Origin of the sequence: Hyphomonas polymorpha PS728 (assembly GCF_000685315.1) — a bacterium.
GTDB lineage: Bacteria > Pseudomonadota > Alphaproteobacteria > Caulobacterales > Hyphomonadaceae > Hyphomonas > Hyphomonas polymorpha.
The window spans coordinates 20,788-40,143 of sequence record NZ_ARYM01000028.1; the positions used below are offsets into that span (position 1 = coordinate 20,788).

General features: G+C 62.6%; 15 protein-coding genes. 10 read left to right on the forward strand and 5 right to left on the reverse strand.

Going from position 1 to position 19,356, the window contains the following annotated elements; all coding sequences use genetic code 11:
- Positions 1–10 precede the first annotated feature (10 nt).
- The 4 genes from hutI to hutU are packed head-to-tail and all read left to right on the forward strand — an operon-like array spanning position 11 to position 5,247.
- Complete coding sequence (gene hutI, locus HPO_RS17225; protein WP_035601598.1) at positions 11–1,216, forward strand: imidazolonepropionase; 1,206 nt, start codon at positions 11–13, stop codon at positions 1,214–1,216.
- Positions 1,213–2,754 (forward strand): histidine ammonia-lyase, encoded by a 1,542-nt coding sequence (gene hutH / locus HPO_RS17230; protein WP_035601601.1) that lies wholly within the window; start codon positions 1,213–1,215, stop codon positions 2,752–2,754. Before hutI ends, hutH begins: the two co-directional genes overlap by 4 nt.
- The gene (hutG, locus tag HPO_RS17235; RefSeq protein ID WP_035601604.1) at positions 2,751–3,569 is read left to right on the forward strand and encodes an N-formylglutamate deformylase; all 819 of its coding nucleotides are present in this window, start codon (positions 2,751–2,753) and stop codon (positions 3,567–3,569) included. The genes hutH and hutG overlap by 4 nt, the downstream gene beginning before the upstream one ends.
- A gap of 10 nt (positions 3,570–3,579) precedes the next feature.
- Complete coding sequence (gene hutU / locus HPO_RS17240; protein WP_035601606.1) at positions 3,580–5,247, forward strand: urocanate hydratase; 1,668 nt, start codon at positions 3,580–3,582, stop codon at positions 5,245–5,247.
- Positions 5,248–5,261: 14 nt separating this feature from the next.
- Here hutU and HPO_RS17245 read toward each other — a convergent pair whose 3' ends face one another.
- Positions 5,262–5,810 (reverse strand): lipocalin family protein, encoded by a 549-nt coding sequence (locus HPO_RS17245; protein WP_035601613.1) that lies wholly within the window; start codon positions 5,808–5,810, stop codon positions 5,262–5,264.
- 192 nt (positions 5,811–6,002) lie between these two features.
- On the reverse strand, positions 6,003–6,644 hold the full coding sequence (locus HPO_RS17250; RefSeq protein ID WP_051612763.1) for a TetR family transcriptional regulator: 642 nt from the start codon (positions 6,642–6,644) through the stop codon (positions 6,003–6,005).
- A 223-nt stretch (positions 6,645–6,867) separates the two neighbouring features.
- Between HPO_RS17250 and HPO_RS17255 the strand changes: the two genes are divergently transcribed.
- Complete coding sequence (locus HPO_RS17255; RefSeq protein ID WP_084324417.1) at positions 6,868–7,239, forward strand: c-type cytochrome; 372 nt, start codon at positions 6,868–6,870, stop codon at positions 7,237–7,239.
- 74 nt (positions 7,240–7,313) lie between these two features.
- Here HPO_RS17255 and HPO_RS17260 read toward each other — a convergent pair whose 3' ends face one another.
- The 3 genes from HPO_RS17260 to HPO_RS17270 all read right to left on the reverse strand — a co-directional run bounded on the left by HPO_RS17260 (position 7,314) and on the right by HPO_RS17270 (position 10,802).
- On the reverse strand, positions 7,314–8,309 hold the full coding sequence (locus HPO_RS17260) for a hypothetical protein (RefSeq protein WP_035601616.1): 996 nt from the start codon (positions 8,307–8,309) through the stop codon (positions 7,314–7,316).
- 74 nt (positions 8,310–8,383) lie between these two features.
- Positions 8,384–9,346, reverse strand: a complete 963-nt coding sequence (locus HPO_RS19990) for a helix-turn-helix domain-containing protein (protein WP_051612765.1) — start codon at positions 9,344–9,346, stop codon at positions 8,384–8,386.
- 70 nt (positions 9,347–9,416) lie between these two features.
- Entirely contained in the window at positions 9,417–10,802 is a 1,386-nt protein-coding gene (locus HPO_RS17270; RefSeq protein WP_084324418.1) for an alpha/beta hydrolase family protein, read from the reverse strand.
- A gap of 220 nt (positions 10,803–11,022) precedes the next feature.
- On the opposite strand from HPO_RS17270, the gene HPO_RS17275 reads away from it, so the two are divergent.
- The 5 genes from HPO_RS17275 to HPO_RS17295 all read left to right on the forward strand — a co-directional run bounded on the left by HPO_RS17275 (position 11,023) and on the right by HPO_RS17295 (position 18,987).
- Positions 11,023–12,201, forward strand: a complete 1,179-nt coding sequence (locus tag HPO_RS17275; protein ID WP_035601619.1) for an HlyD family secretion protein — start codon at positions 11,023–11,025, stop codon at positions 12,199–12,201.
- 2 nt (positions 12,202–12,203) lie between these two features.
- Positions 12,204–13,844, forward strand: a complete 1,641-nt coding sequence (locus tag HPO_RS17280) for a DHA2 family efflux MFS transporter permease subunit (protein WP_233349349.1) — start codon at positions 12,204–12,206, stop codon at positions 13,842–13,844.
- Positions 13,845–13,867: 23 nt separating this feature from the next.
- On the forward strand, positions 13,868–14,560 hold the full coding sequence (locus HPO_RS17285) for a class I SAM-dependent methyltransferase (RefSeq protein WP_035601621.1): 693 nt from the start codon (positions 13,868–13,870) through the stop codon (positions 14,558–14,560).
- 942 nt (positions 14,561–15,502) lie between these two features.
- On the forward strand, positions 15,503–17,941 hold the full coding sequence (locus HPO_RS17290) for a TonB-dependent receptor (protein ID WP_035601624.1): 2,439 nt from the start codon (positions 15,503–15,505) through the stop codon (positions 17,939–17,941).
- A 26-nt stretch (positions 17,942–17,967) separates the two neighbouring features.
- Positions 17,968–18,987: a glycerophosphodiester phosphodiesterase family protein gene (locus tag HPO_RS17295; protein WP_051612767.1), complete on the forward strand. Its 1,020-nt coding sequence runs from the start codon at positions 17,968–17,970 to the stop codon at positions 18,985–18,987.
- Positions 18,988–19,356 lie beyond the last annotated feature (369 nt).

Sequence of the window (19,356 nt, forward strand, 5' to 3'; positions counted from 1 at the left end):
GGAGCGGAGGATGCCGAAAAAGCGTATCTGGACGAATGCCCGTCTCGCCACGATGTCGCCCGGCCTGCCGGGCCTCGGCATCATCGAGAAGGGCACGCTCGCCGCCGAGGGAGAGCGGATCACCTATGCCGGCCCCGAAGATCAGGCGCCCCCGGCAGACGTGCATGAAGTCATCGATTGCGAAGGCCGCTGGCTGCTCCCCGGCCTGATAGATTGCCATACGCATCTCGTCTGGGCAGGTAGCCGCGCGCATGAATTCGAACTGCGCCTGGCCGGCGCCAGCTATGAGGAAATCGCCCGGGCCGGCGGGGGCATCCGCTCCACCGTCAGCGCAGTCCGGATCGCCAGTGAAGACCAGCTCGTCACCGAAAGCCTCCCCCGGCTCGACGCGCTGATCGGCGAAGGCGTCACCACAGTTGAGATAAAGTCCGGATACGGGTTGAGTGTCGAACATGAACTGAAACAGCTCCGTGCCGCCCGCGCGCTCGCCAAGGCCCGCCCGGTAGACATCGAAACTACCCTGCTCGCTGCCCATGCTCTGCCGCCCGAATATGAAGGCCGCGCCGATGCCTACATCGATCTTGTCTGCAACGAGATCATCCCGGCTGCGGCAAAGGCGGGCGTCACCAGCGCGGTTGATGCCTTCTGCGAAACCATCGGCTTCACGCCGCAGCAGACAGACCGTGTTCTGTCCGCCGCGCGCCAGCATGGCCTTGCGGTAAAGCTCCACGCTGACCAGCTTTCAAATCTTCAAGGGGGCGCCCTCGCTGCCCGCCACAACGCACTGTCTGCGGATCATCTGGAATATCTCGATGAGGCCGGTATCGCCGCCATGGCGGCGGCAGGCACGGTCGCCGTCATGCTGCCGGGCGCCTACTATTTCCTGCGCGACACCCATGCCCCACCTCTGGAAGCATTGCGCAAGGCAGACATTTCCCTTGCAATTTCAACTGACTGCAACCCCGGCACTTCTCCGCTCACCTCCCTTCTCCTCGCCATGAACATGGGCGCTACCCTCTTCCGCATGACCGTCGAGGAATGCCTTCTTGGCACCACACGCCACGCCGCCCGCGCGCTAGGCCTTCAGGAAGAAACGGGAACACTCGAGGCCGGGAAACTCTGCAATCTGAGCATCTGGGACATCGAGCGCCTGGCAGAACTCGTCAGCAATATGGGCCTCAACCGGCTTCACACCCGCATCTGGAGGGGTCAATGAGCGACATCACCCTGACACCCGGCGCCGTGCCGCTCAGCTATTGGCGCGCCGTGTGGCTTGGCGCTGCCCCCCGCCTCTCGGCGGAATGCCGGGATGCCGTCGCGGCCAGCGCCGCCGCCGTCGCGCGTATCCTGGCCAAGGGCAATCCCGTCTACGGCATCAATACCGGCTTCGGAAAGCTCGCCGCCGTCCGCATTCCGGACGACCAGCTTGAGACCCTCCAGCGCAACATCGTCCTCTCCCACGCTGCCGGCGTGGGCGATCCCTCCCCGGCCGGTATCGTCCGCCTGATGATGGCCCTCAAGATGACCAATCTGGGCCGCGGCGCCTCGGGCGTGCGCCCGGAAACCATCGCCCTGATGGAAGCGATGCTCGCGGCAGACCTGCTGCCTCTCATCCCCGGGCAGGGCTCTGTCGGTGCCTCGGGAGATCTCGCCCCGCTCGCCCACATGGCCTGCGCCATGATCGGCGTCGGGGAGGTGTTTCTGAGCGGTGAGCGGATGAGCGCCGAAGCAGGCTTTGCCAAAGCCGGCCTTACGCCTCTAGTTGCGCTCGCCGCCAAGGAAGGCCTAGCCCTGCTCAACGGCACGCAATTCTCCACCGCCTGCGCGCTCGCGGGTCTCTTCGAGGCAGAGCGTATCCTGCAATCCTCCCTCGTCACCGGCGCGCTCTCCGCCGAGGCGGCCAAGGGCTCAGACGCGCCCTTCGATGCCCGCATCCACCAGCTGCGTGGCCATCAGGGCCAGATCGACTGCGCCGCCACATTGCGGGCGCTCATGGCTGGCTCTGCCATCCGTGCCTCGCATCTGGAAAACGACACCCGCGTTCAGGATCCTTACTGCATCCGCTGCCAGCCCCAGGTCGCCGGCGCAGCGCTCACCCTGCTGCGCCAGGCCGCCGATACGCTGCTGACCGAGGCCAACGGCGTCTCCGACAATCCGCTGATCTTTCCGGAGACGGACGAAGCCCTCTCCGGCGGGAATTTCCATGCCGAGCCCGTCGCCTTCGCCGCCGATATGATCGCCATGGCCCTCTGCGAGATAGGCTCAATTGCCGAGCGCCGCATCGCCATGCTGGTCGATCCTGCGCTCTCCGGTATGCCGGCCTTCCTCACGCCGCAGCCGGGCCTTAACTCCGGTTTCATGATCCCCCAGGTCACCGCTGCCGCCCTCGTCTCCGAAAACAAGCAGATGGCCTTTCCCGCAAGCGTCGACTCCATCCCCACCTCCGCCAATCAGGAAGATCATGTGTCCATGGCCGCCCATGGCGCCCGCCGCCTGCTGAAGATGGCGAAGAATGTGGACTATGTGCTGGGCATCGAGCTTATCGCCGCTGCTCAGGCGTGCGATTTCCATGCGCCGCTGAAATCCAGTATCGCACTTGAATCCGTGCGCGCGCTCATCCGGTCCAGAGTGGCGCCGCTGGATCATGACCGCCTCATGCATCCGGATATCGAGACTGCCACCTGCCTCATCCGCAGCGGCGCGGCCCTCCGCAGCGTGCAGATGGAGCTGCCCTCGCTGGAGGCAGACGCATGACCGGCTGGCTCACCATCCGAGAGGGCGCCCGTCCCCTCATCGTCACTTTCCCGCACACAGGGACAACCCTGCCGGCGGACATTGCCGGACATTTCGTTTCGCCGCAGCGCGCCCGGCGCGACACTGACTGGTGGGTAGACCAACTCTATGCCTTCGCGACGGAGATGGGCGCCACCCTCATTCACACAGCCATCTCCCGCTCTGTCATTGATGTGAACCGCGATCCTTCAGGCGCCTCGCTCTATCCCGGCCAGAACACCACTACCCTCTGCCCCCTGACGACCTTTGATGGCGCCCCGCTCTACAAGCCGGGCCAGGAACCCGGCGAGGCTGAAATTGCCCGCCGCCGCGTCGCCTTTCACACCCCCTATCACCACGCGATAGAAGACCAGATCGCCCGCCTGCGCGCCGCTCATGGCAAGGTCGTGCTCTATGATGCCCACTCCATCCGTTCACAGATCCCGCACCTGTTTGAGGGCCTTCTACCGGTATTCAATGTCGGCACCAATTATCAAACCACCTGCGCGCCAGCGCTCGCCGAAAAAGTTACCGGCCTCTGCGCCGCCTCCGACCAGCCCACCGTTCTGGACGGGCGTTTCCGCGGCGGATGGACCGTGCGCCATCATGGTCAGCCAGCACATAACGTCCATGCCATCCAGATGGAACTCTCCTGCCGCGGCTATCTGCGCGAACCCATCGGCCAGGTTGCAGATGCTGACTGGCCCGTTCCCTTTGACGCCGATTATGCCGCCCCGATGACCGAAACCCTGCGCCAGGTGCTCGCCGCCTGTCTCGCCTTCGCCGAAACGCCCTGAGGAGGCCCCCATGCCCTATCCCGCCAACATCCGCGAAATCCGCGCGCCTCGGGGCACAGAGCTCAACGCGCAAAGCTGGCTCACCGAGGCCCCCCTCCGGATGCTGATGAACAATCTTGATCCCGATGTGGCAGAGCGCCCGGACGATCTCGTCGTCTATGGCGGCATCGGCCGCGCCGCCCGCAACTGGGAGGCTTATGAAACGATCACCGCCACTCTGAAGCGGCTGAAGGAGGATGAAACCCTCCTCATCCAGTCCGGCAAGCCCGTCGGCGTCTTCCGCACGCATGCCGACGCCCCGCGCGTCCTTCTGGCAAACTCGAACCTTGTTCCCAAATGGGCAAACTGGGACCATTTCAACGACCTCGACCGCAAGGGCCTGATGATGTACGGCCAGATGACGGCTGGCAGCTGGATCTATATCGGCGCGCAGGGCATCGTTCAGGGCACGTACGAAACCTTTGTCGAGATGGGCCGTCAGCATTATGGCGGAAACCTGAAAGGCAAATGGCTGCTCACCGCCGGCCTCGGCGGCATGGGCGGGGCACAGCCGCTGGCCTCTGTCTTCGCTGGCGCCGCCTGCCTCGCCATCGAGTGCCAGCTTTCCAGCATCGAGATGCGGATGCGCACAGGCTATCTCGATGCGTGGACGGACGACCTTGAAAAGGCCCTCGACATGATCGACGCAAGCTGCGCCTCCGGAACGCCGAAATCCATCGGCCTCCTGGGGAACGCCTGCGAAATTCTCCCGAAGATACTTGAGCTTGGCCGTCTGCCAGACCTGCTGACAGACCAGACCTCCGCCCACGATCCCGTCAACGGATACTTGCCCGAGGCATGGAGCGTGGAGACGTGGAAAGCCCGCCGCGCCAGCGATCCCAAATCCGTGGAAAAGGCTGCCCGCGCCTCTATGGCCAAACATGTCCGCGCCATGCTGGAATTCCAGAAGCGGGGCGTCCCCACGGTCGATTATGGCAACAACATCCGCCAGGTTGCCCTGGATGAAGGCGTGGCCAACGCCTTCGATTTTCCCGGCTTCGTGCCTGCCTATATCCGCCCGCTTTTCTGCCGGGGTGTTGGCCCCTTCCGCTGGGCCGCCCTCTCGGGCGATCCGGAAGACATCTACAAGACGGACCAGAAGGTGAAGGAGCTGATCCCCGACAATCCTCACCTGCATAACTGGCTGAATATGGCCCGTGAACGGATCAAGTTTCAGGGGCTGCCCGCGCGCATCTGCTGGGTGGGCCTGGGGGATCGCCACCGCCTCGGCTTGGCTTTCAACGAGATGGTCGCGAACGGTGAACTCGAGGCCCCCATTGTTATCGGGCGCGATCACCTGGATTCCGGCTCCGTCGCTTCGCCCAACCGGGAAACCGAAGCCATGCAGGATGGCTCCGATGCGGTCTCCGACTGGCCGCTCCTCAATGCCCTGCTCAACTGCGCCTCGGGCGCTACCTGGGTATCCCTCCATCATGGCGGCGGCGTCGGCATGGGCTATTCCCAGCACGCCGGCATGGTCATCTGCTGCGACGGCACGGAAGCCGCCGCCCGCCGTATCGGACGTGTGCTGTGGAATGATCCGGCCAGCGGCGTCATGCGCCATGCCGATGCCGGCTATGACACCGCCATTGATTGCGCCCGCCAGAACGGCCTGGACCTGCCCAGCCTCAAAGGCTGATCAGGTCACATGGTTCATGCCGGGTTGCCCGCATACACCAGAGGCTCGGTCTCGAAGCCAAGTTCCTCGGCTTTCTTCAGGATACGGTCGAGTGTTGCTTTCGGTGGCTCGGGATCTCGCGCCAGAATCCACAGATACTTCCCGCTCGGCGCGCCCACCAGAACCGCTGAATAATCCGGCTCCAGATGAAGCACCCAATAGTCGCCCTCTGCAAACGGCACCCAGGACGGCGCAAACTTCACCTTCAGCTTCGCCCCGTTTGATCCATCCACCACGCGCGCCTTGCCCTCGGCAACGTCAATATCGCCATTTTCCTTGGTGCAGGAATTCTTCACCGAGATCTTTCCGTCCGGCAGCTGAGCATATTCAGCCATGGCCGTCACACAGCCACGCTCGAACCAGTTGGGATAGCGCGCGATCTCATGCCATTTGCCCACATAACGGTCGAGGTCCACGGAAGCCACAGTCGCCAGTTCCGCGCGTGTCTGCCGATAATCTGGCTGCGACATGCACGCGCCCAGCAGCAGCGCAGAAAGCGGCATAAGCGCATATCCGAGTTTCATTCCATCTCCCTTTCTGTCGCAAATAGTCCGCTTTCGAAGACATCAACTGATAACGCCGCCATTCGTTGCCACGCCTTTGCGGAGCGGCAACGGCACGGTCAGCCGGACTCACAGAGCTTCCACATTATACGAAGCCTCACAGCGACTGGATCAGAGCGCAGCAGAACTCATGGTTTGAAGGGAGGCTGCCCGCTACTTCGCCATGCCGCGCAGCACTGTTTCAGCCGCAAAGGCAGCATATTCACGGGCGAGTTCCTGCCCCACTTTCTTTTCCCCGATCATCTCGCGCAGCGTGATGCGGGTGGAGAAAATATACTGGCAGGCGCCATTGATGAGGAAATAGACGTACTTGTAATCGACCTCCCGGAACTGCCCTGCGGCGATGCCGGCGGTGATGATCTGCTTCTGCGCCTCGATCAGCGGCAGGAGGAAGCTGGACCAGATCTGCCGCGTGCCTTCGGCCTCCGGATCATCCAGAAAATGCTCCAGCAGGCGGTTGAGATAGGGAAAGCGCGAATAGGTGCGGATGATCCCCTGAATATGCACCCGCAGCTTGGTTGCCGGGTCCAGGTTCATTGCCATCAATTCGGTCAGCTGCTTGATGGACTGGGCCGTATCGCGCTGCGCCAGCGCCAACAGCAGGCCATCCTTGGAGCCGAAATGGTATTTCACCAGCGGCGCCGTCACGCCCGCGCGCTTGGCAATCTGGTGGAGCGAAACATCGATGGAGCCGATTTCCGACATCAGCTCCCCGGCGGCCTCCAGCAGCATTTCGCGCCCTGAGCGTTCCGCAACGGCATCCACCAATTCAATGTTCTCCGGTGTGCCGGCCATTTACATACCACCCCTCACTTCGCGCTACTTGATGAACGAAAAGCCCAGGAGGCGCAAGCATCGGGGTCTGGCCGGCCACCTGCAGGGCGGCAGGCATGGCCGATGCGGGAAAATCGATCCGCCTGCGGCTGAAACCGGCGCCCACCTATGTGCATATCCCTGAGTTGACAGCGAGCCAGCCCCAAACGACCCTGCGCAAAAATCACCAAGGGAGTCGGGCCAGATGGCAGGCTACATTCTGAAAACGGCGGCGGCAGGCAGTGTCCTTCTCCTGGCAGGCTTCGGCCTTCTGGCGGGCTGTTCCAGAGAGGCTGGGGAAGCGCCTGCCGCGTCAGAAGCAAGCGCGACGATGCCCGGCCGCCAGATCGCTGAAACCCTGTGCGCGGGGTGCCATGCCATTGGCATTGAAGGGCAAAGCCCCCATGCCGATGCCCCACCCTTCCGCACGCTTTCGGAAAAATATCCTGTCCGCCTTCTGGAAGAGGCCCTCGCCGAAGGGATCGCCGTTGGCCATGAGGATATGCCGGAATTTCAGCTCGAGGCCGATCAGGTGGAACAGCTGATCGTTTATCTGGAATCCATCCAGGCGAAATAAGGCATCATCCGGCAGGAACGGTCCCCCCGCGCCTGCCGGACTCTCTCGCGTGCCATTCCCCCCACGCCAGTTCGTTATCCGGCCTTGAAGCTCCACCGGATCACCAGTTCGCCATCCTCGCCCGCCGTCGGATCGAGCGTGCGGCTGTCATTGGACGAGCCCTTGACCTTGATGGTCTCCCGGCCGGATTTGCCGATCAGGCTACCGGTCAACGGCAGGGTGATCGGCTTGGTCACGTCCTTATAGGGCGGAAAGCTGATCTGTTTCTTCTCGGTGCCATTCGTCGTTTCCGGGTCATCGGAAATCGTCTGCTCGTCAAAGGCCAGCACCATCATCGGAACAGGCAGTTGCAGGATCAGGGTCTTGCCGGCGCTGTCCACCTCCAGCATCGAGGCCCCGGCCACCCGCTTGTCGGTCGGCTTCATGTCTGGCGGCAGCGGGATCTGCCCTTTGCCAATCCGCTCAACCGTGGTCGTGCACCGCTGACCGGGCCGCGACATGCAGATCGGGTCCGCATCGATATATTTGAACTTCTCGGCAATCTCGTAAGTGCCGGTCTGGCGGCCCGTGGCGCCCCACATCTGATACCGGTTGGGGCCTTGCTGGGCCGCGGTGGCAAAGTCAGGCGCCACCTGTCCACGGGTCTTGTTGATCTCTTCGCTATTGCCCATGCCATAGGCCGCCACTTCGCGTTCCAGGCAGGCTTCGTCCTCGCCGCACTTGGCCATCAGCGCCATCACATCATTCATCATCGGCTGCATGGCCCCTGCCGCGCGGGTCGCTGCTGCCTGCTTGTTCTCCAGGTCTGCCACCTGTGCCTGCTCCATCTTGTGCAGAGCCGGCATCGTCATGGGCTTCTCTGCCTTCAGCGTGGCGGTCACCGTCGCCACCCGGCGGATCGACCAGGTGTTGGTGTCATACTTGTCCTTCCGCTCCCCGGCGGAGACATACTCATACTCGACGGTCAGAACCGCCTTCGTGCCTGCCGGAACAATCTCCTGACTGAGGGCCGGAAGCGCAGCGAGCGCGCAGCTGGCCACCAGCAAGGCGGTACGCAAGGATTGGAGCATCAGGTGGGCTTCCCTTTTCCATTGTGGAGTAGGGAATGTTTGCGCCAGCCAGGCGGCGCCGTCTTGGGGGCAGTCTATGGGTTTTGGGATACTGGGTCGCCCGGCTTTGACGCCCGCATGTCAGAGGGTGTCATGCCGAAACGGCGCCGGAATACCTGATTGAACCAGGAAATATCCCCGAACCCCGCCATCAGAGCCAGCGCCGCGATCGTCCGCCCGGAAAGCTTCGGATCCAGCAGAAGCGTCCGCACATGGTCGAGCCGCGCGTGCATGACATGATCGGTAAAGCTCGAACCCTCATCATAAAAAAGCGCGCGGATATAAGGCACTGACAGGCCGTGGCGGCGCGCGATCCAGTCGAGCGACAGCTCCGGCTCGCTCAGATGCACTGCCACATCCGCCTTGATCGCCTGCCGGCGCGCGGCCCGCACGCCCTGCTGTTTCGCCTGCTCGGCCGCGTCGCGTCCCGGCCCCAGCAACAGCGCCGCCAGATCAATGATGTGCGCAGAGAACAAGGCCTCTTCCGCCGGCGTGATCGCCCGCTCATCCATGAGCAGCGTCATCGCATACCCCTGCAACAGGCGCGCCACGGGGGAAGCCAGCGAATGCGTCGGAAGCAGACTGTCAGTACCCGCCCGCAGGCGCGGCACCAGCACAGCTTTGGGAATGGCAATATTCAACAGATGGCTGGGCTCTGCAGCAATCGTTACACACCGGCGCTCGCGCCGCAGAACGTTGATGTCTCCCGAATGCACCTGCCGCTCCGCGCCCCTGGCATCAATCACCCCGCCCCCGGCCTGGGTGATGCTGAGATAGAGGGTGCCATCATCATCCGGGCTCGTGGTGATCTGAACCGGCGGTGTCTCCAGCCGCGCGATATGAATATTGGCCACATCGCGAAGCACCATGGCCGCCCTGACCGGCGCTTCGTCCAGAAAATCGATCGCCCCGCTGACATGCGCCCCGTAAGCCGCCTCGACGACATCCCGCCGTTGCTCAACCGGCACCTGATCTGTTGAGAACCTCAGCAGCGCCATGGGATAAACGCTCCTTGCAAGCGGATACTGCGCTTATCGGTATGCCATTCCCCGCCAGAAGCAACCAGCATCAGCGGCTGGGCAAAATCACCGCCTCGGGATAGCCCCCCGGCACCACCGGAACACCGGCAGCGAAATCTGCGACCATCTCGAAATAGCCCGGCGCGACATGGGTGAACTCCCGCGAACCGTCCGGCAGGATATCAAAGCCCCGCATACCGTGATCATAGCCGGGATACTCGGCAACAGTGATCGGACGGCCTTCATATTGCAGGCTTTTCAGTCGGGACCGGGTATAGGCGGGCGGCGCATCCCGGTCAGCGCCCGCAAGAATCCAGAGGACCGGCGCGCTCACCTGGCGCAGGACAGGTTCGCCCTCATGCCGCCAGCTGGTGCCGACCGACCGCAGCGGACCGGCCACCCGCAGCACGACTTCGGAATGCTGCAGGATCTCGCCGGTGAACTCGCCTTTGACATGGCGATACCAAGGCTCGTCCTTGTAGATTTTCTTCAGGTTTTCGAGTTCCGCAAAGCCTGATTTGAAGTCTGACGCCATGACCGTTCCGGCGGCATCTCCCAGCATGCCCGCGGCCATCTGCGCCTCCGGCCCAAAGCCGGCTTCGGCCACATCCTGAACGGTCTGCGCGCGATTTTCCGCCAGCGGGCTTTCCAACAGGCCGTAGGACACAATGACGAAATCCGGCTTCACCGACACCGCCGCTATCGGCGCCACCCAGCCGCCCTGGCTGGCCCCATGCAGGCCGAACCGGCCGAGCCTCTGGCCCGCCATCCGGCGCGCCTCCGCAGAGGCGGCAACGGCATCGGTCGCCAGCAGGCTGAAATTCTGCGTATAGTCCCCCTTGGAGGCCCCGGTGCCACGCTTGTCATAGATGAAGACGCCCACGCCCTGCAGAGGCAGGAGATGCTGGAACCCGTCATAGGCGAGCGCAGAATACCGCCCCGATCCATGCACCTGCACCACCACCGGCACCGTCTCGGCGCCCGCCGGCAGGATCAGCCGCCCGGCGAGTTGTGTGCCCTTGGCGCCGGTGAAGACCGTATCCTGCACCGTCACCTCAACCGGGACGGCCGAAGCCCCCTCAAACTGGGTAAGCCCGCCTTCGCAGGTGAACTCGATCTGCCGGTCTTCAAGCCTGTCACTCCAGCCGATATAGGCTTTCCAGGCTTCGTTCTCGAACACGAACCGCCCGGTCTGGCCATCCAGCGCGCGCCAGCGCAGTCCTTCCTCCATCGCGGTAACGGCGAGGCCGCCGCCATTCTCAAGCCGCCAGCTGCCGCCACACGCCGGATCGCCCGCCACCGGCCCGGCAGCCAGGCCCGGAATGGACGGCATGGCGGGAAGGGCAGGCATTTCCGGAAGGCCGGGCATCCGGCTGGAACAGGAAACCAGCAACCCCGCCATCAGCGCCGCAGTCATTATGCCAAGCGTTTTCATGCCCGCGAATCCCCATCGTTTCTGTTGTTCTTACTGACAGCAATGACGCCCCTTGCCGGTAAACACAACGATCTGCGGGAAGCCGGAATAATAAGGCTTGATTGCCTTAGGGTTATGTCTCGCTCAAATACGATTTGTGGCGGATGAGGACGGCCAACGTCCCGCAAAACAGCCACGACAGGGAGGAAGGAATCCGGCGCTGTTCAGCCGGTCACGGGCCATGGAAGGCGATTCACAATCCTTTGCCGCAGAGACGGAACCGACCGCCCGCCAGCGCGCGGCTGCATTTGTCCGGTCGCGGCGGGGGCGCATGTGGATTGCGGGCGTGGCCGCCCTGATCCTGCTGGTTCTCGGCATACGTTTCCTGATGGACCGGGGGGCTTATGTCTCCACATCCGACGCCCGTATTGCCGCCGAGATGATTGCCGTCTCTACCGATATTTCCGGACGCATCACCAGCGTTCAGGTGAAAGAGGGCGACCGGGTATCTGCGGGCGATATTCTTTACACCATTGATGACCGCGAAGCCGTGTTCACGCTGGCCCAGCTTGAGGCCGAAGCAACCCGGCTGCGCGCGGAAATGGCACGCGAGGAAACGCGCGCCGGCCTTGCCACCTCCAAAGCGGGAAGCGAGGTGGCCGCACGCCGGGCCGGCACCGTGTCAGCGGTGGCCAGTGTGGAGGCCGCCCGCTCCAATCTTGAGATTGCGCAGCGCAACTATGACCGCACCAAAGACCTGTTCGACCGGGGCCTGATGCCACAGTCCAATCTCGACCAGGCCAAGAATGTGCTCGACACGCGCGCCCAGGCCCTGCGGCGGGCGCAGGCCGAGCGGGAAACTGCCGCCGCCGACCACCGCACGGCCAGCATCGTGGGCCAGGAGGTTCGCCTCATCGACTATGAGCTGACCGTGCTGCGTGCGGCGCTGGACCAGGCGGAGGCGCGCGTTGAAGCGCAGAAGGTGGTGGTGGAACAGCATACCATCCGTAGTCCGATTGACGGGGTGGTGGACGAATTGTTCTTCGACAATGGCGAGCATTCCCTGCGCGGCTACCGGATGGCCCTGCTGCATGATCCAGGCGCTATGTGGGTTTCGGCCAACATCAAGGAGACTGACATCCGGCATGTGCGTCCGTCTGCGCCCGTGCAGGTGCGCGCCGACAGCGACCCGTCTCACCCCATTTCCGGGCGGGTAACCCGTGTGCATGATGCCACCGTCGGCGAAGCTGCGATGATGCCGAACCCCAACGCAAATGGGGTCTTCACCAAGATCACCCAGCGAATCCGCGTGCGGATAGATCTGGAGCCGACACAGGTGGAACTCCGGCCCGGAACGATGGTGCGGGTGCGTATCCGCAAGACAGACGCGGGCACAGGGGCAAGCGGAGAAACAGCGTGACGATGGCGCCCGGCATTCTGCCCGCAGGCAGGCCCGCCCCTGAACGCAGCCCCGCGCCCATCGATATCCCCGCCATGGCCGGACCCTCGGTGCGGGCGCAGTTCGAACGATTTGGCGGGATGTATCGCTGGATCCTGCTGTTCACGATGCTCACCGGCTCCATGGCGACCATGCTGGCGGCAACGACGATCAACGTGGCCCTGCCCGCCATCATCGGCGCTTTTGGCCTTGGCCAGGATCAGGCGCAATGGATGTCGACCGCATTCCTCGCCTCTTCGACCATCGCGATGCTGGCCAATGCCTGGGCGATGGCAACGTTTGGGCCGCGGGCGACCTATGCTTTCGGCATGATCGTGTTCGTGATCGGATCATTGCTGGGCGCGGTCAGCAGCACGCTGGAACTTCTGATCCTGTCGCGGGGCCTCCAGGGCATATCGGCGGGCCTGTTGCAGCCGATGTCGATGTTCCTGATCTTCCAGACCTTTCCGGACAACAAGCGTGGCATGGCGATGGGCGTGTTCTCCATTGGCGTGGTGCTGGCGCCGGCCTTTGGCCCGGCGCTGGGCGGGATTGCCGTGGACCTGGCAAGCTGGCGGCTGGTTTTTGTAGCCACCCTGCCCCTTGCCCTGGTTGCCATGGCGATTGCGCCTTTCCTGATGCCGAAAGGAGACCGCAATCCCAACATGCCTCGCCCGCCGCTCGACTGGCAGGGCCTCAGCCTGCTGGCAATTGCCGTGGTCGGACTATTGGCCGCCTTTGCAGGCGGCAATCGGGATGGCTGGGATTCGGACAAGACCCTGCTGCGCTTTGGTATCGGCATTGTGGCGGGCATCCTGTTTTTCCTGTGGGAACGCGGCCATCCGTTCCCGGCACTGAACCCGAAGATTTTCACCTATCGCCAGTTCTGGTCTGCCGGGCTGATCATCTCCGCAACCGGCATCGCGATCTACGGATCGACCTATCTCATTCCGATGTTCGTGCAGCTGGTGCAGGGATATTCGCCAACAGCGGCAGGCGTGATGATGATCCCGGCAGGAATTGCCATGATGATCGGCTTTCCGATTGCGGGCCGCCTGACTGACAGGATGGATGCGCGCTGGCTCCTGGGCTTTGGCATCATCAGCTTTGCGGTCTCTGCCTGGCTGCTGTCGCATGTGTCAGCGATGACGCCCTACTGGGTGCTGGTGGGATGGATCGTGCTCAGCCGGATCGGCATCAGTTTCTGCATGCCGCCTTCCAACACAACGGCAGCGCGGGCTGTGCCGCCGCATCTGCTGGCATCGGCAGCGGGCGGGGTGTCGTTCCTTATGCAGGTGGGCGGCGCATTCGGGGTGAACCTCCTCGCCATCATCCTGCAGCGGCGCACGATCTTCCACGGCGACCACCTATCGGCTGCGCTGAATGAAACGAATGCCGAGATGATGTACCAGCATGCGCTTCAGGCGCAGACGCTGGAGATGCGTGGGATGGCGCAGGTTCAGGCGTTTCAGTCTGCGTTTGGCGTTTTGAATCAGAAGGTTGCCGCAGAGGCGCTGGTGTATGCATTCCGGGACTGCTTCTTCATTATCTTTGTCTGGTTTGTGTTCGTGCTGGGCGCGCTTGCCTTGATGCCGAAGCCAAAGATGGTACAGCCGCCCAGCTAGGCATTTCTCACAGGGCAGCAGCATTGGCGGCGACAGACACTCTCGCGCGGAACCGGGCGTTCATTGCGGCCAATACGCGGCTGGCGCCGGTGGACGGGTTGCCGCTGCCGCATCGCAAACCCTTGGAAACACTGCGTATCTGGCAGGCAGACGAGATTACGCCGATCTGGTCTGCCACCGAGGCTGACCTTGACCGGCAGGGTATCGAGCCGCCCTTCTGGGCCTTTCCCTGGGCGGGGGGACAAGCGGTGGCGCGGCTGATCCTGGAGCAGCCGGAGATCGTGCGGGGCAAACGCGTGCTGGATATTGCCTGCGGCAGCGGAATGGTGGGCATTGCAGCGGCGGCAGCGGGCGCGCGCGAAGTTTGGGTGAATGACATCGACCCGATCTGCGAGGCGGCGGCGCAGCTGAACGCGGAGGCCAATGGCGTGTCGCTGTGCTGGCTGGCGGGTAATCTGCTGGATAGGGCGCCTCCGGATGTGGATGTGATCCTGGCGGGAGACATCTTCTACGAGATGACGATGGCAGCGCGGTTTCTGCAATGGCTGAAACAGGCGGCCGCGCAAGGGGTGGCCGCCTATGCTGGTGATCCCGGGCGGGCCTATGCGCCAGAGGGCGAAGCCGGGCTGATGGCGGAATACGAGATTGCCACCACGATGGAGCTGGAGAGCGTGGAGCGGCGGCGCGCCCGCGTCTGGAATATATCTGTATACTGATTATTTGGCGCAGGTTTGCAGTTGGCATGACCGGTTGACCGCGCTGACTCTCAGGCGCGTGTGCAACTCTTTTGCTTTCCTGTGGCGGTGCCTCCCCTCCTTTCCTTTGATCCTCCGTTCTGGGCTTCGTGTTGCGGCCGGCCAGATCAGCTTCGTGGCGAGCGATTTTTCTCTGGCGGCAGGAATATATTGTAAGCTGGCTTTCGGAGGGGGTGGATTTGATTTTCCGGGGCCACCGGTTTTTTGGGGGATAGGCCGGACTGGCGCCAGCGTGTCTATCGGGAAGGCGCGGCGGTGGCTTGGGCGATAGCGGCGGGGCGACCTCCGCAGGAATTTGAAGGACAAGCTTGGCCGAGCCCCCTTCCGGGGGCGGACATTGCGGGACAGGGCGAGGACATTTCCGGACAAATCCGGATATTTTCGGACATTCCTGGACAAATCTGGACAAATCCGCGCCATCTCTGACACGGTTCTGATCACCGCCTAAAAACGGTGATGGGAAAGCTGGCGAGCATTCGCGAGCCGCGCCTCCAGACACCAGGACATGTTCGGGAACTATTGCGGCGCTCTCTTCATGTTTCTCCCCGGCGCCGGGGAGGCCGCGCCGTGCCGGAGCGGTCACTTCAGGTTTCAGCAGGCAGCGGCGACCCGCGCGCCGACCGCCAGCACCGGCCGGCCGCTTCTGTAACAGAAGCAGTCGGTCGTTATTGGATAATTGTCCAATAAGTGCGGGCTCACGGCCCCTCAGCCCGCATGGAGCCCACCCTACTTTCTGGCGCAGACCGGCGGTAGGCGTGGCTTGTGCGCCACAGCCATAAACCCGTAACTGTTTAATATTTTCAACGCATTACTTTCGCAAAACCTTGATTTGAACGCCCCCGAGGCGCTCGTTAACGACCCGGCAACCGGCGCTCCTCCCGCGCCGTGCAACCGGGGTCTGACATGAAATTCCGCATCCTTTCCGCCACTGCCGTTGCCGCACTCAGCGTCTCCGGCCAGCTTGTTGCCTATGCTGACGCGCCCGAGGCAGAAGACTCGCGCCGTCTGGAGGTCGTGACCGTCACGACCCAGAAGACCGAACAGTCACTGATCGATGTTCCGATCAACATCTCCGTTACCAACCAGGACCTGATCGATAAGCTGGGCGGCGATGACATTGAAGATCTCGCCAACTTCATCCCCGGCCTTCAGGTGCAGGCGCAGAGCCTCAACGCGCCGACCTATTCGCTGCGCGGGGTTGTGGCCGATGGCGGCGCGCCGCGCGTGGCCATCTTCCAGAACGGTGTGTCCATCGGCACGCCTGGCTATGCCACCAGCATTGCCATCTATGACATCGAGCGCGTCGAAGTGGTGAAGGGCCCGCAGGCCACCCTGTTTGGCCAGGGCGCCCTGATCGGCGGCATCAACTACATCCAGAACCGCGCCTCCACCGCCGGCAATGACGGCAAGGTGACGCTGGAAGGCGGTGACTACAACTTCGTGCGCGGCGAAGGCCATTACAATTTCGCCCTCAGCGACACGCTGGCCGTGCGCCTTGCTGGCCAGGTGAAGCGGATGGACGGCTATGTTCCGAACACGGCCAACTCTCCCGACCTCATGGGGCAGAACACGACGGCCGTGCGCGGCGCGATCCATTGGGAACCGACCCCTGCCTTCACGGCCGATCTGTTCCTCAACTATCAGGAAGACGAGTCCACCGGCACGCAGTTCACTTCCGGCTTCTTCCCGGTCAACGGCGTGATCGACCCCTACGGCCCGACGGCGATGAACATCAACGCCGATCAGGTGCGTGACAAGCTGGGCAATGACCGCGAGATTTTCGCCGCCACAGCCAACCTCGAATACAGGCTGAATGATGCCTGGACCCTGACCTCGCTGACCGACTATCGTGACCTGACCTCCAACGAGGCTTGGGATTCGGATGGCGCCGCGTTCAACCTGCTGCAGTTCTACCAGGCGCGCGAAGGCGAAGCCTTCAGCCAGGAACTTCGCCTCAACTATGACAATGGCGGCAAGCTAAGCGGCTTCTTCGGCGCCAACTATTTCGACTATGAAACCCGCGACAGCCTGACCTTCTCGACCGATGAGGCCTATGCGCAGTCTCTGTTCCTCCCGCAGATCGCGGCTGGCGCTGGGGCAACGGTTGCGCAAATTCGCGGCGCGCTCATGATGCAGGGCGTTCCCGGCGCGGCCAATATCGGCAGCTTCGACACGCCATTCCAGTATTCAGTTGTCGGACTTCTGCAACAGGGCGTTCTGATCCCGCTGAACCCGACCCATGCCGAACAGTCCAGAACGACCGACGCACGCACCAGCTATGACCTGTTCGGCGACGTGACGTATGATGTCACCGACCGGCTCGCGTTGACGGCAGGCCTGCGCTACACGGTAAATGAACTGGCCGCTTCCAGCGTCGGCGAGCTTCTGCGCGGCAACGCGGCCCTTGGCGGAACGCGCAACGCGGTGACCTTTGCACCGGGTTTCCTCATTAACGCCAACCTGATCAACAATCCCTACAGCGTCTCGGCAGAACCCGATGGCGCGTTCACCTGGCGTCTCAACGCGGCCTATCGCGTGTCTGACAATGTGAACACCTGGGTGTCCTATGGCCGGGGCCGCCGTCCGGAAGCCCTCTCGATTTCGGGCCGCACCTCCTCTGTGGTCGACGCAGAGACACTGGACAATGTGGAAGCCGGCATGTTCGGCCGTTTCTTCGACGACCGCCTGCAGATGACGACCTCTGTATATTACGGCCAGTATGAGAACTTCCAGACCAGCCGCTTCGACCCGATCAACGGCGTGTTCGTGACGGAAAACTCCGGCAATGCGACGCAGTATGGCCTGGAATTTGATGGTCAGGCTCTGCTTACGGACAATATCCGCCTGCTGGGCACATACGCCTATAACTTCTCCGAGTATGACGACGAGGACAGCAACGGCAACCCGCTGCAGTTTGCCGGCAACAAGTTCCGGATGAGCCCGACGAACAGCTTCTCGCTGGCCGCAGATATCACCATCCCGGTTGCCCAGTCTGGCACGGTCTCGATCGTCCCGAGCTATATCTGGAAAAGCAAACAGTATTTCGAGGATGACAATGGCTTCGACTATATTGCCAATGGCAGCGGTGGCTTCACACGCGTGCGTGAGACCTATCCGGACGGTACGGCTGTGGTCGAGGAAGAAGGCTCCTACGGCCTGGTGAACCTGCGCGTCGGCTATGACAGCGCCGGCGACCGTTGGGGTGTCTATGTTCAGGGCGACAACCTTCTGGACAAGGAATATCTCATCGACGTTGGCAATACCGGCGGCGCCTTTGGCCTGCACACCATCATCCGCGGCAAGCCGCAGATGCTGAAGGCCGGCGCCTACGTGAAATTCTGATCCGGAACGGCAAGGAAACTGCTATCATGAAATATACTGTGGCCATTGCCGCCCTGCTGCTTTCCGCCTGCGCACCTGCGCAGGTGGCGAGCACGGAGGCCGCCCCCGCTGCTACCGCCGAAAAAGCGGCCAGCTATCGCACCCTTTCCGGGGAAAAACCGATCATCATCGCCCATCGCGGCGCGAGCGGGCTTTATCCGGAACACACCATCCTGGCCTATGAAACCGCGATCGCCCAGGGCGCGGACTTCATTGAGCCCGATCTGGTAATGACGAAAGATGGCGTACTGATCACCCGCCATGACCCCTATCTTTCGGACACGACGAATGTGGCCGATCACCCAGAGTTTGCCGACCGCAAGAAGAAGCGCGTGACACCGATGGGCGAGATGGAAGACTGGTGGGTGGACGAGTTCACCCTTGCCGAGATCAAGACGCTGAAGGCACGCCAGCAGTTTGCAACGCGCAGTATGGAGCTGAACGATCAGCTCGATATCGTGACCTTTGACGAGGTGATGGATGTTGCATTGAAAGCCGCCAGCGAAGGCCGCAAGGTTGGCCTGCATATCGAAGCCAAATGGCCGGGCTATTATTCTTCGGTTGGCCTCGACATGGTGGACCCGATCATCGAGGGCATGAAGGCCAAGGGCCTGGCCGAAGCCGGCATCCCCGTTTTCATCCAGAGCTTCGAGCCGCAATTCCTGGCCGCCTTTGCCGCCAAGAGCGATCTGCCGACCGTCCAGAACATGGTGGGCCCGCCCTATAACAAGCTGCTGGGCCTGGAATACGACATCGAGACGATGCCGACGACCGGCGTGGGCGCGGAGAAATCCTTCATCCTGAATGAGGATGGGACGACGACGGACTTTGTGGACCGCGCCCATGCCCGCGGATTGCTGGTGCATGTCTATACCGTGCGCGATGACCAGCCGCTAAAGGGCTATGACACCGCGCAGGCCGAGCTGAGCGCGCTGATCGCGGCGGGCGCTGATGGAATCTGGGTGGATTACCCAGATACTGCCGTCGCAGTACGCGACGGTAACTGACCACCGCGAAAGCGGTAGTTTCCTCCCTACCTTTCTGGGGCGTCCTTCGGGGCGCCCCCTTTTTTTGTCCTGATTCAAGGCGGAAGCTTTGCGGGGCGGCAAAACATGAAAATCACTCAGTAGTTTCCCTTAGGGACCCGCTTGTCAGAAAAATTGGAACATGTTCCAATTATATTGAAAATCGGGAGGATTAGTCATGGCCGCAGCGGAACTCTCACGGGTGCGCAAATCGGTGCTGCCCAAGCCGGGCGACACCTGGAGCAGCATCGCAAGGCGGGAACTGCCCGCGATGGAGGAGGCCACGGCCGTTTCCAGTCTGCAGAGCTGGAACCTGCATGTGTTCATGCGCGCCGTGGGCGCGGCGGGCGG

Bases quoted from the DNA above. Each gene is read 5' to 3' on its own strand.
- HPO_RS17250 (WP_051612763.1), bottom strand. From the start codon at position 6,644: ATGGCCGGCACACCGGAGAACATTGAATTGGTGGATGCCGTTGCGGAA.
- hutU (WP_035601606.1), top strand. From the start codon at position 3,580: ATGCCCTATCCCGCCAACATCCGCGAAATCCGCGCGCCTCGGGGCACA.
- HPO_RS17295 (WP_051612767.1), top strand. From the start codon at position 17,968: ATGAAATATACTGTGGCCATTGCCGCCCTGCTGCTTTCCGCCTGCGCA.
- hutH (WP_035601601.1), top strand. From the start codon at position 1,213: ATGAGCGACATCACCCTGACACCCGGCGCCGTGCCGCTCAGCTATTGG.
- HPO_RS17255 (WP_084324417.1), top strand. From the start codon at position 6,868: ATGGCAGGCTACATTCTGAAAACGGCGGCGGCAGGCAGTGTCCTTCTC.
- HPO_RS17245 (WP_035601613.1), bottom strand. From the start codon at position 5,810: ATGAAACTCGGATATGCGCTTATGCCGCTTTCTGCGCTGCTGCTGGGC.
- hutG (WP_035601604.1), top strand. From the start codon at position 2,751: ATGACCGGCTGGCTCACCATCCGAGAGGGCGCCCGTCCCCTCATCGTC.
- HPO_RS17260 (WP_035601616.1), bottom strand. From the start codon at position 8,309: ATGCTCCAATCCTTGCGTACCGCCTTGCTGGTGGCCAGCTGCGCGCTC.
- hutI (WP_035601598.1), top strand. From the start codon at position 11: ATGCCGAAAAAGCGTATCTGGACGAATGCCCGTCTCGCCACGATGTCG.
- HPO_RS17290 (WP_035601624.1), top strand. From the start codon at position 15,503: ATGAAATTCCGCATCCTTTCCGCCACTGCCGTTGCCGCACTCAGCGTC.
- HPO_RS17275 (WP_035601619.1), top strand. From the start codon at position 11,023: ATGGAAGGCGATTCACAATCCTTTGCCGCAGAGACGGAACCGACCGCC.
- HPO_RS17270 (WP_084324418.1), bottom strand. From the start codon at position 10,802: ATGAAAACGCTTGGCATAATGACTGCGGCGCTGATGGCGGGGTTGCTG.
- HPO_RS17280 (WP_233349349.1), top strand. From the start codon at position 12,204: ATGGCGCCCGGCATTCTGCCCGCAGGCAGGCCCGCCCCTGAACGCAGC.
- HPO_RS19990 (WP_051612765.1), bottom strand. From the start codon at position 9,346: ATGGCGCTGCTGAGGTTCTCAACAGATCAGGTGCCGGTTGAGCAACGG.